This window comes from Amycolatopsis sp. lyj-90 (assembly GCF_046549035.1).
Taxonomy (GTDB): Bacteria; Actinomycetota; Actinomycetes; order Mycobacteriales; family Pseudonocardiaceae; genus Amycolatopsis.
Map to the genome: position 1 here is coordinate 109,595 of NZ_JAJPWP010000015.1, position 15,858 is coordinate 125,452.

The following is a 15,858-nucleotide window of genomic DNA, read 5'->3' on the forward strand; positions in this document are numbered from 1 at the left end:
TTTTTGCGCGCGCTTGAACCGCGACGAGAGAACATGGGGAACCACCTAAGTCGGGGAAAGGAAGTCCGGCTGGGTCGCTGACTCGTCCAGGCGTGATCGTGCGAACCCGCCGAAGCGGTTTCGCACGATCACGCCCGATGTGTCTGTCAGATGTTCGGCTTCGGCGCCGGCCCGCCGGTGAAGACGGATCGAGGCGTCTCGGCCGACCGCGCCGTGGTGGCCGGTGTCGTGGACTCGTAGATGTACGAGATGCCGTCCAGGTCACGGAAGGTGGCGATGACCCCGCCTGCAGCACGAGTCACCATGGACGGGTCCGTGGCCGTTTGGTACGACGCACCGGTACGCGAATCGGCGAGCCGTTCCCAGGCTCGATACGCGCCGCTGCCCGGAGCCTGCTGCTCGGTCTGGTAGACGAAACCGTCGTTGGCCCGCACCGCGACATGGACGATGCCGCCCGAATCCATGGCCACCGCGGGTGCCCCGTTGGCCACAACTCCGGAAAGCACCTTCCAGGTGCCGGTGAAGCCGTCTGCCATCTCCCGCTGGGTGACGACGCTCCCGTCAGGCTGGATCGCGAAAGCCTGGAGGTTGTTGTCCGGATTGGCCACCGCCGCCGTGGGATTCGTCCAGCCGGTCCCGGGAACGGCGATCCACGGCCCCAGCACACCGTTCACATAGGACGACTTGGTGTAGGCACCCGAAGTGGTGCGGACGAGGAGGTCGATTCCGTCGGTGTGGGCGACGGCGGTGACATCGGAGCTCAAGCCCGAGGACTGGAGGACGCGCCACGGAAGCAACTGCTTCGACGCCGGATCCTGATCTCTGACCCAGAGCTTGCCGCCGGCATCTGTCGCGAACAGTGAGAGCACGCCGTTACGCTGGGCCGACACGGCAGGCCCCGGCATCCAGCCGCCTGCTCCTGCGGCCGAAGTCCAGGTCGTCGTGTTGGGAGCCTGAGTGCTCGTCCTTGTTTCGCTGTCCTTGCCCAAAGCGGCGACCCGGAGCGTGTCGTCCGCGACGCGGACCGCACTGGGCGTGCCGACGTACTGCTGGTAACCGGGGACCGTCGTGAACTCGACGATGGCGGTGTCATCGGTGCGCTGACGACCGTGGATCAGGCGACCGAAGTCGTCCGTATAGAAGTACTGGAACCGTCCGGCCGCGCCCTCGATGACGTTGGTGGCGGCATTGGGGCGGGCGGGGACGGTGGGGCGGACGGGCTGGTTGGTGTTGACGAGCTTGCACTCGTCCGTCGTGACGGCGATCTGCCAGTCCGCGCCGACCGTACCGATGACCTTGGGTCCAGGCGCCCAAGTACCTCCACCGAGGTACCGGTGCCACTTCACCTGGCCGTTGTTCTTGTCGATGGCGTAGATGACGTCTCCGCCGGCAGCCGCGACCTGAGCGTTGTTCTGCCAGCCGTTCGTACTGACGACAGTCCCGTATTCGATCCAGCGCTGACTCGCCGCGTCGTATTGGAACCGGTGTAGTGCTCCAGCTGGCGTACGCGCGTAGAAGACACCGGCACCGGCGCCGACGATCAGGTCATATCTGGCCGTCGTCCACCCGGTGTCGATCAGCCGGTCTGTCCAGACCTTGGTCGCCTCGTCATAGTGCATCCACGCGAGGATGCCGTCGTGCGACCAATAGAAGTCACCTGCGGCGTCGACGGTGATCCGGTTGCGATAGGCGGCAAGGGTCACGCCGTACCAGCCGGTAGCGATGACCTGGCCCGCGCCACCGTTCTCCCAGCCGGTGGCGAGCCGGCGCTGACGGGTGACATCACCGTTGTCGGTGATCAAGTACATGCGGCCATCAGGGCCCGCGAGCGTCTTCCCCGCCCAGGTGTTGCCGATCGTCGCCCTGCCCACCCAGGAGTTGGCGCCGGTCTCGGGCTCGTTGTGCCGGTCCAGCTCCAGGACCGTGTCCGGTTTCGTGTAGAAGACACCCGCGTTCGCCCGGCAGGTGATCGTCTCGGCGGACGCCACCTGCGCCCCCACGGTCGCGGCCACCCCGCTGAGCGCGATGGTGAACGCGGAGCAAAGAATCGCAGGTCTCTGAACAGACCGTCTCTGACGCATGTGAATCCTTTTTCGAGATGATGAAGGCCGTTCGGGCAGCGTTGATCCGCTCCACCACGGAACCGTGATGGAGCAGTGAGAAACCCTGGGTGAATCGTGAATACACGGCGTCAGCGAACCGCCGTTCGAACAAACGAAGATGCGTCCCGATCTCACTGACCGGACTGCGTCCCCTCCCCTGAGCGCCCTACCTCCGTTGCCGGCTGGGCTCGCCCTCCCGCGAGCCATCCGATGATCACATCGGCACGCTCCGGACCCTGTTACTGAATCTTTTACAGTTGCGCCGTTCGGCCCACATCCGACGAGCGTCGTCCCAGGTTGTGGACATTCATCCTCCGGTGAAAGTGGCCACAGTCACGCCCTGTACCCGCCTGAGCAGCCGACTCGCGGACAAGCTGCGAGTCCTGGTCGCGGACGGCGACTTCGGGTAACGATCCAGGCAGCGAATCCGGTACTCTGGTCGCCAAGGTCGAGAGGCGCTGCAACGGACCGCTGAGTCCGCCACGCTCGGCCCCGGACATCACCGCAAGGGCGCCTCCCACGACATGGGAGGAGCGCTGGATGGAAACGACCGCCCTGCGAAAGCTGCTGGAAGAGCGCATCGTCGTGCTCGACGGCGCGTGGGGGTCGATGCTCCAGAACGCCGGCCTCAAGCCAGAGGATTACCGCACCGAGCGGTTCCAGGATCACCCCCGTGACATCACCGGCGACCCCGACCTGCTGAACATCACCAGACCGGACGTCGTCCTCGACATCCACCGCCAGTATCTCGACGCCGGCGCGGACATCACGACGACGAACACGTTCACCGCCACCACCATCGGCCAGGCGGACTACGGGCTCGAGAACCTCGCGTACGAGATGAACCTCCGCGGCGCCCAGATCGCGCGCGAGGCGGCGGACGCGGCGGGCGGGAAGTTCGTCGCCGGGTCGGTCGGGCCGCTGAACGTCACGTTGTCGCTGTCGCCGAAGGTCGAGGACCCGGCGTTCCGCGCGGTGACCTTCGACGAGGTGTACGCCTCATATGCGGATCAGATCAAGGCGCTCGCCGAGGGCGGCGTCGATCTGCTGCTCATCGAGACCATCTTCGACACCCTCAACTGCAAGGCCGCGATCTCAGCCGCTCGCGACGTCGCGCCGCATCTGCCGCTGTGGATCTCGGTCACGATCGTCGACCTGAGCGGCCGGACGCTGTCCGGGCAGACGGTCGAGGCGTTCTGGAGTTCCATCGAGCACGCGGAACCGCTGCTGGTCGGTGTCAACTGTTCGCTGGGCGCCGAGGAAATGCGGCCGCACATCGCCGAACTGTCCCGCCTCGCGGGCACCTACACGGCCTGTCACCCCAACGCCGGACTGCCGAACGCGTTCGGCGGGTACGACCAGACGCCCGAGGAGACCGGCGGGCTGCTCGGCGACTTCGCCACGTCGGGGATGGTCAACGTCGTCGGCGGCTGCTGCGGCACGACTCCCGCGCACATCAAGGAGATCGCCGACGCGGTCCGCGGGATGGCGCCGCGGACCGTTCCGGACCCGAAGGCGAGCACCCGGTTCAGCGGGCTCGAACCGTTCGAGATCGGCAAGGACACCGGCTTCGTCATGATCGGCGAGCGGACCAACGTCACCGGGTCCGCCAAGTTCCGCAAGCTGATCGAGGCCGACGACCACCAGGCCGCCGTCGACGTCGCGCTGGAGCAGGTCCGCGGCGGGGCGAACCTGCTGGACGTCAACATGGACGCCGACCTGCTCGACAGCGAAAAAGCGATGACCACGTTCCTCAACCTCATCGCCACCGAACCCGAGGTCGCCCGGCTGCCGATCATGATCGACAGCTCGCGCTGGACGGTCCTCGAAGCCGGGCTGAAATGCGTGCAGGGCAAGGGAGTCGTCAACTCCATCAGCCTCAAGGAAGGCGAGGAGCAGTTCCTCCAGCAGGCCCGGCGCATCCGCGACTACGGCGCGGGCGTGGTCGTGATGGCCTTCGACGAGCAGGGCCAGGCCGACACCGCCGACCGGAAGGTCGCGATCTGTGGACGTGCCTACGATCTGCTGACGCAGAAGGCCGGTTTCGTCGCCGAGGACATCATCTTCGACCCGAACGTGCTCGCGGTCGCGACCGGTATCTCCGAGCACAACGGGTACGCCAAGGCGTTCATCGACGCGCTGCCGCGGATCAAGGAACGCTGTCCCGGCGTGCGCATCAGCGGCGGTATCTCGAACCTCTCGTTCTCCTTCCGCGGCAACAACATCGTCCGCGAGGCGATGCACTCCGCCTTCCTGCTGTACGCGGTGCGCGCCGGGCTGGACATGGGCATCGTCAACGCCGGGCAGCTCGCGGTCTACGAGGACATCCCCAAGGATCTGCTGGAACTGGTCGAGGACGTCCTCTTCGATCGCCGTGAAGACGCCACCGACAGGCTGGTCACCTTCGCGGAAACGGTCAGTGGCAAGGGAACCCAGCGCGTCATCGACCTGTCCTGGCGCGAAGGCACGGTCGAGGCACGGCTCAGTCACGCGCTGGTGCACGGCATCGTCGACTACATCGAAGAGGACACCGAGGAAGCGCGTCAGAAGCTGCCGAGGCCGCTCGAGGTCATCGAAGGCCCGCTGATGGACGGCATGAAGATCGTCGGCGACCTGTTCGGATCCGGGAAGATGTTCCTGCCGCAGGTGGTCAAGAGCGCCCGCGTGATGAAGCGGTCGGTGGCCTATCTCGAGCCGTACATGGAGGCCGAGAAGGAGAAGGCGCGTCTCGAAGGCCGGGTCGAAACCCGCCAGGGCAACGGAAAGGTCGTCCTGGCGACGGTCAAGGGCGACGTGCACGACATCGGCAAGAACATCGTCGGCGTCGTCCTCGGCTGCAACAACTACGAGGTGATCGACCTCGGTGTGATGGTCCAGGCATCGGTCATCCTGGACACCGCCGTCTCCGAGGGCGCCGACGCCATCGGCCTCTCCGGCCTGATCACGCCGTCGCTGGACGAGATGGTCAACGTCGCCACCGAAATGGAGCGGCGCGGGCTGAAGCTCCCGCTGCTGATCGGCGGCGCGACCACGTCACGCCAGCACACCGCGGTCCGCATCGCGCCCGCGTACGAGAACACGACCGTGCACGTCCTCGACGCCTCCCGCGTCGTCGGTGTCGTCGGTGACCTGCTCGACGCGGACCGCGCCGAGATCCTCGACAAGAACAACCGGGCCGACCAGGAGAAGCTGCGTGAGCAGCACGCCAACAAGCAGCGCACCCCGCTGCTGACGGTCGCGCAGGCCAGGGCGAACCCGGAGAAGGTCTCCTTCGACGAGGTCCCGACGCCCGAGTTCACCGGCGTCCGGTACGTCTCGCCGACGCTCACCGAACTGCGCGAGATGGTCGACTGGACCTTCCTGTTCCTGGCCTGGGAGCTGAAGGGCAAGTACCCGGCGATCCTCTCGAACCCGGTCGCGCAGGAGCTGTTCGACGACGCGAACACCCTGATGGACCAGATCATCGCCGAGGAGCGGTTCCAGGCCAAGGGCGCGTACGCGTTCTGGCCGGCGCACTCCGAGGGCGACGACATCATCCTGGAGTCGGGAGTCAAGTTCCCGATGCTGCGCCAGCAGACGAAGAAACCGCTGGAGCGGCCGAACCGCTGCCTGTCCGACTACATCGCGCCTGCCGGGGCGGGCGACCACCTCGGCGGATTCGCGGTCACCATCCTCGGTGCCGAGGACTTCGCCGCCGAGTTCGAAGCGAAGCAGGACGACTACCGCGCCATCATGGTGAAAGCGCTCGCGGACAGGCTCGCCGAGGCGTTCGCCGAGTACATCCACCTGAAGGCACGGCGGGAATGGTTCGAGCCCGACGCCGATCCGAAGCTGGAAGACCTGCACGCCGAGAGGTTCCGCGGGATCCGTCCCGCGCTCGGCTACCCGGCCAGCCCGGACCACAGCGAGAAGCAGGAGCTGTTCGACCTGCTCGACTCCGACAAACTCGGAATGACGCTGACGGAGTCCTTCGCGATGTCGCCCGCGGCGAGCGTGTCCGGGCTGATCTTCGCCCACCCCGAGTCGAAGTACTTCACCGTCGGACGGCTCGGCAAGGACCAGGTCGAGGACTACGCCGTCCGGCGCGGCCTCGAACTGTCCACTATGGAGCAATGGCTGCGCCCGAACCTCGCCTACGAGCCCGAATGACACAATGATCAGGTGACTGCCGAGGGCTCGGACTTCCTGCAGCTGGACATCGGTGACGCGCCGCCGGGGCGCCGGTCGGACTGGCTGGCGTCGCGGCTGCGGCACGCCATCTCCGACGGCCGCCTGCCGGTCGGCAGCAGGCTGCCCGCGACCAGGGCGCTGGCCGCGGACCTGCGGGTCTCGCGCGGCGTGGTCACCGAGGCCTATCAACGGCTGGTCGAAGACGGCCACGTCGCCGGACGCGGCCGCGCGGGCACCGTGGTCGTCGCGGCGCCCGCGAGGACGAAGGAGCAAACGGCGCCCGGGCCGCCGTCGGCGGGCACGATCTTCCAGCCCGCCCCCGGGATCGGCGTCTTCGATTCACTGCGGTCGACACCGGCGAAGATCGACCTGTCCCCCGGCGTGCCGGATCTGACGGCCTTCCCGAGGACGGCTTGGCTGCGCGCCGAACGCACCGTGCTCAACGACCTCTCGGCGGCGGCCTTCGGCTACGGCGACCCGCGTGGCGCGCCCGCGCTGCGGCTGGCCATCGCGCGCTGGATCGCCCGCACCCGCGGCATCACCGCCGACGCCGACGACGTCCTGATCGTCGCCGGCGTCGCGCAGGGCCTCGGGTTGCTGGCCCAGGTGCTGTGCGACAACGGGATCTCCGAGATCGCCGTCGAGGATCCGAGCTCGCTGGGCGCGCGGCAGCATCTGCACGACCGGCGGCTGGCGACGCCGCCGATCCGCGTCGACGAGGACGGGATCGACGTCGACGAACTCGTCCGCAGCGGCGCGCCCGCCGTCCTGCTCACGCCCGCGCACCAGTTCCCGACCGGTGTCGTGCTCGGCGGGGAGCGCCGTCGTGAGCTCATGCGCTGGGCCGCGGACGGCGGGCTCATCATCGAGGACGACTACGACGCCGAGCACCGCTACGACCGTCCGCCGGTCCCCGCGCTGCGCTCGATGCTGGCCGAACAGGTCTGCTACGCGGGCAGCGTGTCGAAGTGGCTCGCGCCCGCGCTCCGGGTGGGCTGGATGCTGGTGCCGCCGCGGTACCGGGACGAGGTGGTCGCGGCCAAACGGTTCGCCGACCTCGGCAACGCCGTCCTCCCGCAACTGGTGCTCGCGCATCTCATGGAATCCGGCGAGATGGAGCGGCAGCTGCGGTTCGTGCGCAAACGGCACCGCCGACGGCGCGACGCGATGATCGACGCGCTCCGGGCCCATCTCCCGGACGCCGTGGTGCACGGCGCGGCCGCCGGGTTGCACCTGACGATCACCTTCGACGCCGAGTTCTCCGATCTCGACTTCGCCGCCGCCGCGCTGGAGCAGGGCGTGAAGGTGCAACCCCTGTCGTGGCACTGCCAGCGGCCGATGAATCCGGGTCTCGTCCTCGGCTATGGGGCGAGCCCGGCGACCGACATCGCCGAAGGCATCGCCGCCCTGGGCAAGATTCCCCGCGTTTCGTCCTCTGGTCGCGGTAGTTCGCGGTCGAACTACCGCAACTAGAGGACGAATTGCCGGGGGAAGGGCAGCAGCGAGGACGGGTCCTCGACGTGAGCGTTGTGGCCGAGTCCCCGGAGTACGGCGGAGTGCGGGCTGAGCGCGCGAAGCTGCTCGGGGCGGCTCATGGGGTCGTGCTCCCCGGCCGCGAGGACGACCGGGCAGCGTGCCGCGCCGAGCAGGCCACGCATGTCGGGAGCGCCGACGCCGAACGCGCGCGGGTCCAGCGCAAGCCGCCAGCCGCCTTCGGTTTCGGCCACGCCGTCGGGGTCTGCCTCGGCGATCCCGACGAGACCGGCGATCTTGAGGAAGCCGCGTTCGGCGTCCTCACGGGTCGGGAACACCCTCGGCGGCTTGGCCGCCATGGCGGCCGCCCTCGAAAGGTCGGCCTCGCTCCATTCGACCTTGACGCCGATCGCGAACAGCCCGGCGACCTTCACCCCGAACCAGCCACTGGCCAGCGCCAGCCCGACCACGCCGCCCAGGGAATGGCCGATCACCAGCAGCGGGCCGCGTTCCGGGAGCGCGTCGGCGACCGCCGCGGCCAGACCGCCGAACGAGTAGTGCGGCAACCGGGCCGATCCCCCGTGTCCCGGCAGGTCGGGCGCCAGCCAGCGATATCCCGGCTCCGCCATGAGGCCGTCCCAGACCGCTCCCGTCGCGCCGAGACCGTGCAGCAGGAGCACGGCGGGGCCATCGGTTCCGGCGGTGCGCATCTTCAGGGTTTCCACCGGACGGATCTTTCCCCAGTCCCCCGTCCGCGGGCTAGTGTTCGGAGCCGTGATCACCGATCCGGACACCTATACCCGGGGCGTGCCGTACGAGCACCTCGCGGCGCTGCGCCGGAAGTCGCCGGTCGTGCGGGTGGACGATTTCTGGGCCGTGCTCCGGCATTCGGACGTCAAGTACGTGCTGAAGAATCCGAAGCTGTTCTCGTCGCACCTGGGCGGGACTCAGATCCGGGACCCGGCGACCGAACAGGACCTCGGTTACGTCCGCCGGATGATGCTCAACATGGATCCGCCCGAGCACGCCCGGCTGCGGGGCCTGCTCACCAGGGCGTTCACGCCGCGCGCGATCGGCAGGCTGACCGAGCGGATCCACGGCTGGGCAAGGGATCTGATCACCGCGGTCGCGGCGGAGCGGCGATGTGATTTCGCCGCCGTCGCCGCCGATCTCCCGCTGCTGACGCTCGCCGAGGTCTTCGGGATCCCCGAACAGGACCGGCGGCTGATGTACGACTGGAGCAATCGCGTGATCGGCTACCAGGACGCGGATTACGCGGTGAGCGCGACCGTCGAGGCGGGCGAGGTCACCGATCTCGCCAGGGCGGCGCTGGCCGTACGGCCGGTTCCGGGCGTGGACGGCGCGATGCCCGATCCGCGTACCCGCGCCGGGATGCCGGATCTCTACGCGTACGCCACCGCGCTCGGCGAGTACAAGCGACGGCACCCAGGCGACGACGTGATGAGCAACCTGATGGGTCACGTCGAAGACGGAGGACGGGTCTCGATCGACGAGTTCGAGAATCTGTTCTGGCTGTTTTCCGTGGCGGGCAACGAAACGCTGCGCAACGGGATCCCCGGCGGGATGCTGGCGCTGCTGTCGCATCCGGACCAGTACCGGCGGCTGCTGGCCGACCGTTCACTGCTTCCCGATGCGGTGGAAGAGATGCTCCGCTGGTGGACGCCGGTCATGCACTTCCGCCGGACCGCGACCGAAGACGTCACTCTGTCCGATGTGGACATCCGCGCGGGCGACAAGGTCGTAGTCTGGTTCTCGTCGGCGAATCGCGACGAGTCCGTTTTCGAGGCCCCGGACCGGTTCGACATCGGCCGGACGCCCAACGACCACCTGGCCTTCGGGCACGGCCCGCATTTCTGTCTCGGCGCCCAGCTCGCCAGGGTGCAGTTGCGCGCGATGTTCGAAGCGGTCCTCGACCTGCCCGGCGAGGTGGAACTCGACGGCACCCCGGTGCGGTTGCGGTCGAACTTCCAGAACGGGCTGAAGTCCCTGCCGATCCGCTGGTAGCGAAAGGCCCCTTCCCGCCCCCGAGCGCGGGAAGGGGCCATCACCCCCTGGTCATTCGGCCGCGGCGAACTCCGGTTCGGCGACGGCGGATCGGGCTTCGGCCTTGCGCAGGCCGACGACCCCGGACAGCGCCACCAGGACACTGATCACGGCGATGCCGGTGACGACGGTCAGCGCGGGCGCCAACCCGTTCAGCAGCGCGGCTGGGCCGGTGGCGCCACCCGCGTTGCCGGTCAGGACCGCGGTCACCACGGCGAGGCCGATCGCACCGCCGACCTGGATCGACGTGTTCAGCAGACCGCCGGCGAGCCCCTGCTCGTCGTCGGAGATGCCGTTGGTCGCCTGGATGTTGAGCGAGGAGAACGCCAGCATGAAGCCGACACCCAGCAGGATCATGCTCGGCAGCACCGAACCGGCGTAGCTGGAACTCTCGTCGATCCGCAGGAACAGCGCGTACCCGATGACGTGGGCGACGACTCCGGCGAGGATCGTGCGCGGCGTGCCGAGCCGGTCGATCAGCGGCTCGATCCTGGGCGAACCGAAGGCCACGATCAGCGCGGCGGGCAGGAATCCGAGCGCGGTCTGCAACGCGGACCAGCCGAGGACGGTCTGCAGGTACAGCATGACCACGAACTGGAAACCGATGTAGGCGCCGAAGAACGTCGCGCCGCCGAGGTTGGCGCGGGCCAGCGGGCCCGAGCGCAGGATGCCGAGGCGGAGCAGCGGGTGCTTGCTGCGCTTCTCGATGAGCACGAAGGTGACGAGCAACGCGAGCGCGAGAGCGAACGTGATCAGCGTCCTCGGCGCGGCCCAGCCGATCTCCGGCGCCTCGACCACGGCGAAGACCAGCAGGAGCGAACCGGCGGCACCGGTGATCGCGCCGGGGAAGTCGTAGCCGCCACCCTCCTGCGGGCGGTAGGACGGGATCAGCTTGACCGCGGCGGCCAGCGCGGCGAGCGCGATCGGCACCGGCAGCAGGAACGTCCAGCGCCAGCCCACCTCGGTGAGCAGACCGGAGAACACGAGGCCCGCGGAGTACCCGCTGGCACCGAAGACGGCGAAGATGCTGATCGCCCGGTTGCGGGCGGGGCCTTCGTGGAAGGTCGTGGTGATGATGGACAACGCGGCCGGCGCGGTGAACGCGGCGGCGAGCCCCTTGATGAAGCGGGTGGCGATCAGCAGCGCGCCGTCGTCGACGAGACCGCCGAGCAGGGAAGCGACCGCGAAGACCGCGACGGCGACGAGGAAGACCCGGCGCCTGCCGAGCAGGTCGGCGGTGCGCCCGCCAAGGAGCAGCAGACCGCCGTAGCCGAGCACATAGGCACTGATGACCCATTGCAGGGCACCGGTGGAGAGGCCGAGTTCGGCCTGGATGGACGGGAGGGCGACGGCGACCATCGACACGTCGAGCGCGTCGAGGCCCACGACGACGGACACAGTGAGCAGGACACCCCAGAGGCGCGCGTCCCACCTTGTAGAGCTGGTGGACAGCTGCACGGAAGAACTCATGATCCGTACAGTACATGCACACGCATCTAATGCAAGTGCATTTAATGACTTTGCATAAAATTCATGTGCATGCTATCTTGGGCCGCGTGAGCGACGTCGCCGAACAAGACCTGCTGCAGGAGTGGCACGCCCTGTCCGCACGGCACGCGGCGGTCTTCGGACGGCTCGAGTGCCGGCTCCAGGAGCGCCACGGCCTCGGCGTCACCGAATTCGAAGCCCTCGAACGCCTGGTGAACTGCGTCGTCGGCAAATGCCGCGCGGCCGATCTCACCGAGGTCGTCCACCTGAGCCAGAGCGCCACTTCGCGACTCGTCGCCCGCCTCGAGCGCGAGGGGCTCGTGCAGCGCGCGCTCTGCGAGTCGGACCGGCGCGGGATCTTCGTCGTCGTGACCGACGAGGGCCGCCGCCGCTACGAAGAGGCGAAGCCGACCCACCGGGCGACCCTCGAAGAGACTCTCACCGTCGAGGCTTGAGTCACTTCTCGCCGATTTTGACCGCGGTCAGGGTGATCACCGCGTCGGCGGCGACTTTCGTCCCCGGCGCCGGGTCCTGACCCGTCTGGACCCAGTTCCGGTCCATCACGAGCATCCGGCCCTTGCCGGTCCCGTCGACCTCGCGCAGGTTGTACAGGCCCGCCGCCTGCATCGCGTCCTGCGCGTCCTGATGGTTCATCCCCGAGACGTCCGGGACGGTGACGAGCTTGGCGGCCGCCGACGTCGGAGTGCTCGCCCGGCTGGACGGCTGCGCGCTCGCCACCGTCTCCGTGACGGTCTCCGGCGCCCCCGGCCGCGAGTTCGGAGCACCGCACGCGGCGAGGCCGAGCGCGCCGACGGCGAGAAGCAGGGCGATCCGGCTGGCGGTCTTCGTCATCCCGGGACTCCAGTCTGTGGTGATGAGACCGAAGAGAGTCGCGCCCGGGCAGCTGATCGTTAGCACCCGATCAGGTCCACCGAGGTGAAGAATATTTGACATGGTGTCTAGAACTCTTTACCTTGGATCGCGTGGCACTGGAAGAGAAGCGCGCGTGGATCATGCTCGTGGTCACGGTTTTCGCCTACGCGGCGTACCTGATCGTCGTCCTCGGCGGGGCGAGATCCGGCCCGCTCGTCGATGTCCCTTACGTGGCACCGTTGCTGTGGACGATCGGGGCGGCCATCGTGGCCTCGATCGTGCTGCACATCGCGGCGTCGATCGCCTCACCGCGTGACGCGGGGCGCAAAGACCAGCGAGACCGCGAAATCGGCCGGTTCGGTGAGCACGTCGGGCAGTCGTTCGTCGTCATCGGCGGCGTCGCGGCGCTCGTCATGGCGATGGCGGAACTGGACCACTTCTGGATCGCCAACACCGTGTACCTCGCCTTCGTCCTGTCCTCCCTGCTCGGTTCGATCGCGAAGATCGCCGCCTACCGCCGGGGATTCCAGACGTGGTGAAACCGACCAAGGTCATGAACTCGATCCGCGCCCTGCGCTTCGCCGCCGGCGAGATGACGCAGGCGCAACTCGCGGACCGGATCGGCGTCACGCGCCAGACGGTCATCGCCATCGAACAGGGCCGTTACTCACCGTCCCTCGAGATGGCCTTCCAGATCGCCCGGGTGTTCGGCGTCGGGCTCGACGACGTTTTTCAGTACCCAGACTAGGAAAGAGGCCCCCATGAAGGCGATCGTCCAGCACGAGTACGGCACGACGGAAGTCCTGAAGCTGATCGAGCTGCCGGATCCCGAACCGGGGCCGGACGGTGTCGTCGTGCGGATCCGCGCGGCGGCCGTCGATCCCGGGGTCTGGCATCTCATGGAGGGCACGCCGTATCTCGTGCGCTTGATGGGCTTCGGGGTACGGAGACCGAAGGCCCCTGTCCGCGGCCTCGACTTCGCCGGGTTCGTGCACGCGGTCGGCGGCGACGTCACGCGATTCCAGCCCGGCGACGAGGTTTTCGGCACCTGCCAAGGTTCTTTCGCCGAGTACGCACTGACCACAGTGGACAAACTGGCCCGGAAACCCGGGCGGCTCGGTTTCGAGGAAGCCGCGACTGTCCCCATCTCCGCGTTCACCGCGCTCCAGGCGCTTCGCGACAAAGGGAAGGTCGCGCCCCGGCACAAGGTCCTGATCATCGGCGCAGGCGGTGGCGTCGGCACGTTCGCGGTGCAGATCGCCAAGGCTTTCGGCGCCGAGGTCGACGGGGTGTGCGGACCGGGCAAGGTGGACCTCGTCCGGTCGCTCGGGGCGGACAGGGTGTTCGACTACACGCGCGAGGACTTCGGCGGCGGCTACGACCTCATCCTCGACACCGCGGGCAACCGGTCGCTGACCTCACTGCGGAAAGCCCTCACCCCGCGCGGGACCCTGGTCATCGTCGGCGGCGAGGGCGACGGGCGGTGGATCGGGCCGGTGGGCCGCAACCTGCGGGCACTGCTCCTCGGTCCGTTCGTGAAGCAGAAGCTCCTCGGCCTGTTCTCCACGGAGAACCAAGACGATCTCCAGACGCTTCGCGCGCTCATCGAGGCGGAGAAGCTGACGCCGGTCATCGACCGCTCCTACTCACTGGCCGAGGTGCCCGAAGCCATCCGCTACGCGAGCGAGGGACACACGCGCGGCAAGGTCGTCATCACCATCTGAGCCGCGGGCAAAACCGTTGGCCCTCGCGACCACCCTTGGTTGAATGGTCCGATGGAGGTCGCGGCGCAGTGGGTCCGGACGTACTGGACCAAGGACTCACGCGGTGGCGCCGTCCACGGCGGTGCGGCTGGCGCCGGGCGAATGGCTGCGCTGGCTGATCAACTACCGGTTCACCGGGACCTCCGACGGAGAGTGGGTCTATCGGCAGGACACCCTCAACCTCGCCCACGGACCGGTGACCGCGACGACCTTTCTCGGCACGCCGGACAGGATCGTCGACGAACTCGCCCGCCTCCGTTGAGGCGAACCGCCGAATTCGCCTCGACGTCCACCTCCGGCCATCTTGGGCGTGTTCGGTGTGGAACGACCCACCACGAAGCCGAGGGAGACCACCGATGTCCGTCAACCGCCGGGACCTGTTGCGAGGCGCCGCCACCGCCGGTGCGCTGGGGCTGGCCTGGCCGTTGAGTTCGCGGATGACCGTCGCGCAGGCGGAGGAGGCCGCGGCGGCGCTGGGCGCGACCTGGGACGAGGCGCCGTTCACGCTCGGCGTCGCGTCCGGCGACCCGGTGCCGTACGGCGTCGCGCTCTGGACCAGGCTCGCGCCGAAGCCGATGGAGTTCGAGCAGCCGCTCGAAGACACCGTCGAGGTCGGCTGGGAGGTCGCCACTGACCGCGGTTTCCGCCGCCGCGTGGCCCGCGGGACGGCGCCTGCCACCGCCGGGCTCGGGCACAGCGTGCACGTCCCGGTGTCCGGACTGGAGCCGGGCTCGCAGTACTACTACCGCTTCCACGCGCTCGGCAAGGTCAGCCGGGTCGGCCGCACCCGCACCGCGCCCGTCGGGCCGGTCCGGCGGGTGCGGTTCGCCTCGGCGAACTGCCAGGCGTTCCACGACGGGTTCTACGCGGCCCACGCCGGGATCGCGCGGGAGGACCTCGATTTCGTCGTCCACCTCGGCGACTACGTCTACGAACACGGCCAGGTCGGCGGGAACCCGCTGCGTGACCACGAAGGCCCCGAGGTGCTGACGCTGCCGGCGTACCGGCGGCGGCACGCGCTCTACAAGTCCGACCCCTCGCTGCGGGACGCTCACGCGGCCCACCCCTGGTTCATCACCTGGGACGACCACGAGGTGGTCAACGACTACAGCGGCACCACCCCGGCGCTGCAGGCCCGGCGATCGGCGGCGTACCAGGCCTGGTTCGAGCACATGCCGGTGCGCCCGGACCACCCGGCGAGCCCTCGGATCCACCGGCAGCGCCGCTGGGGCGACCTGCTGGACCTGTCCATTTTGGACCTCCGGCAGTACCGGTCGGCGCAGAACCTGCCCGACGGCACGATCCTCGGCGCGGACCAGAAGGCGTGGCTCAAGGACCAGGTGACCGGCGCCGGCGAGGCATGGCACTGCTGGGTGAACTCGATCATGCTCAGCCAGCTGGCGAAGCCGGGTGGCGGCGGCTACATGTTCACCGACCAGTGGGACGGCTTCCTCGCCGAACGCAAGGAGGTGCTGACCCACGTCGCCCAGAGCGGCCTCGAAGACCTCGTGGTGATCACCGGCGACTGGCATTCGGCGTTCGTCGACGACATCCGCCCCGACTTCGCCGATCCGGCCACCCCGGTGATCGGCACGGAGTTCACCGCGCATTCGGTCTCCTCCGGCGCCTACTCCCCCGAATGGAACGCCACGAACGGGCCGAAGATGGGCGCGGCGAACCCGCACCTCAAGTACTTCGAGGGCGACCGGTACGGCTACGACGTCTACGAGGTCACCCCGCGCCGCTGGAGCACGCACATGCGGGTGATCGGCGACCGGCGCGACCCGCGTTCGCCGGTGAGCACGCTGACGACGTTCCATGTCGACCGCGGCAGGCCCGGGTCCTATGAGGACAGGGCCACGATCACCTCCCCCGCGCAATACCGGCGACGCTAGGCCAAAAGGGGACCCGGGGAACTCAGAAGG

Annotated in this window: 13 protein-coding genes; 9 read left to right on the forward strand and 4 right to left on the reverse strand. The window is 68.5% G+C overall.

Annotated features, from left to right (window positions below; genetic code table 11):
- Nucleotides 1-146 precede the first annotated feature (146 nt).
- A complete protein-coding gene (locus ACLJPX_RS41075) occupies nt 147-2,012 on the reverse strand; it encodes a tachylectin-related carbohydrate-binding protein (protein WP_410605603.1) in 1,866 nt (621 codons plus the stop codon).
- A 630-nt stretch (nt 2,013-2,642) separates the two neighbouring features.
- On the opposite strand from ACLJPX_RS41075, the gene metH reads away from it, so the two are divergent.
- Nucleotides 2,643-6,251 (forward strand): methionine synthase, encoded by a 3,609-nt coding sequence (gene metH, locus ACLJPX_RS41080; RefSeq protein ID WP_410605604.1) that lies wholly within the window; start codon nt 2,643-2,645, stop codon nt 6,249-6,251.
- 12 nt (nt 6,252-6,263) lie between these two features.
- Nucleotides 6,264-7,745: a PLP-dependent aminotransferase family protein gene (locus ACLJPX_RS41085; RefSeq protein ID WP_410605605.1), complete on the forward strand. Its 1,482-nt coding sequence runs from the start codon at nt 6,264-6,266 to the stop codon at nt 7,743-7,745.
- On the opposite strand, the gene ACLJPX_RS41090 is transcribed toward ACLJPX_RS41085, so the two are convergent.
- Complete coding sequence (locus tag ACLJPX_RS41090) at nt 7,742-8,470, reverse strand: alpha/beta fold hydrolase (RefSeq protein ID WP_410605606.1); 729 nt, start codon at nt 8,468-8,470, stop codon at nt 7,742-7,744. The genes ACLJPX_RS41085 and ACLJPX_RS41090 overlap by 4 nt on opposite strands.
- Nucleotides 8,471-8,519: 49 nt before the next feature.
- Here ACLJPX_RS41090 and ACLJPX_RS41095 point away from each other — a divergent pair, with 49 nt between their 5' ends.
- Nucleotides 8,520-9,770 carry a cytochrome P450 gene (locus ACLJPX_RS41095; RefSeq protein ID WP_410605607.1) on the forward strand — a complete coding sequence of 417 codons (1,251 nt, stop codon included), beginning with the start codon at nt 8,520-8,522 and terminating at the stop codon, nt 9,768-9,770.
- A gap of 51 nt (nt 9,771-9,821) precedes the next feature.
- Here ACLJPX_RS41095 and ACLJPX_RS41100 read toward each other — a convergent pair whose 3' ends face one another.
- The gene (locus ACLJPX_RS41100) at nt 9,822-11,279 is read right to left on the reverse strand and encodes an MFS transporter (RefSeq protein WP_410605608.1); all 1,458 of its coding nucleotides are present in this window, start codon (nt 11,277-11,279) and stop codon (nt 9,822-9,824) included.
- A gap of 86 nt (nt 11,280-11,365) precedes the next feature.
- Between ACLJPX_RS41100 and ACLJPX_RS41105 the strand changes: the two genes are divergently transcribed.
- Entirely contained in the window at nt 11,366-11,752 is a 387-nt protein-coding gene (locus ACLJPX_RS41105; protein WP_410605609.1) for a MarR family winged helix-turn-helix transcriptional regulator, read from the forward strand.
- Between the two features lies 1 nt (nt 11,753).
- Here the strand turns inward: ACLJPX_RS41105 and ACLJPX_RS41110 are convergent, their stop codons facing one another.
- Nucleotides 11,754-12,149, reverse strand: a complete 396-nt coding sequence (locus ACLJPX_RS41110) for a PASTA domain-containing protein (protein ID WP_410605610.1) — start codon at nt 12,147-12,149, stop codon at nt 11,754-11,756.
- A 131-nt stretch (nt 12,150-12,280) separates the two neighbouring features.
- On the opposite strand from ACLJPX_RS41110, the gene ACLJPX_RS41115 reads away from it, so the two are divergent.
- From ACLJPX_RS41115 to ACLJPX_RS41135, 5 genes are all read left to right on the forward strand, one after another.
- Complete coding sequence (locus tag ACLJPX_RS41115; protein ID WP_101613411.1) at nt 12,281-12,709, forward strand: hypothetical protein; 429 nt, start codon at nt 12,281-12,283, stop codon at nt 12,707-12,709.
- Nucleotides 12,703-12,918, forward strand: coding sequence for a helix-turn-helix transcriptional regulator (locus ACLJPX_RS41120; RefSeq protein ID WP_101609616.1), 216 nt, complete (start codon nt 12,703-12,705; stop codon nt 12,916-12,918). The genes ACLJPX_RS41115 and ACLJPX_RS41120 overlap by 7 nt, the downstream gene beginning before the upstream one ends.
- A 13-nt stretch (nt 12,919-12,931) precedes the next feature.
- Nucleotides 12,932-13,894 carry an NAD(P)-dependent alcohol dehydrogenase gene (locus tag ACLJPX_RS41125; RefSeq protein WP_410605611.1) on the forward strand — a complete coding sequence of 321 codons (963 nt, stop codon included), beginning with the start codon at nt 12,932-12,934 and terminating at the stop codon, nt 13,892-13,894.
- 103 nt (nt 13,895-13,997) lie between these two features.
- Nucleotides 13,998-14,195, forward strand: coding sequence for a hypothetical protein (locus ACLJPX_RS41130; RefSeq protein WP_410605612.1), 198 nt, complete (start codon nt 13,998-14,000; stop codon nt 14,193-14,195).
- 94 nt (nt 14,196-14,289) lie between these two features.
- The gene (locus ACLJPX_RS41135; RefSeq protein ID WP_410605613.1) at nt 14,290-15,828 is read left to right on the forward strand and encodes an alkaline phosphatase D family protein; all 1,539 of its coding nucleotides are present in this window, start codon (nt 14,290-14,292) and stop codon (nt 15,826-15,828) included.
- Nucleotides 15,829-15,858: the final 30 nt, after the last annotated feature.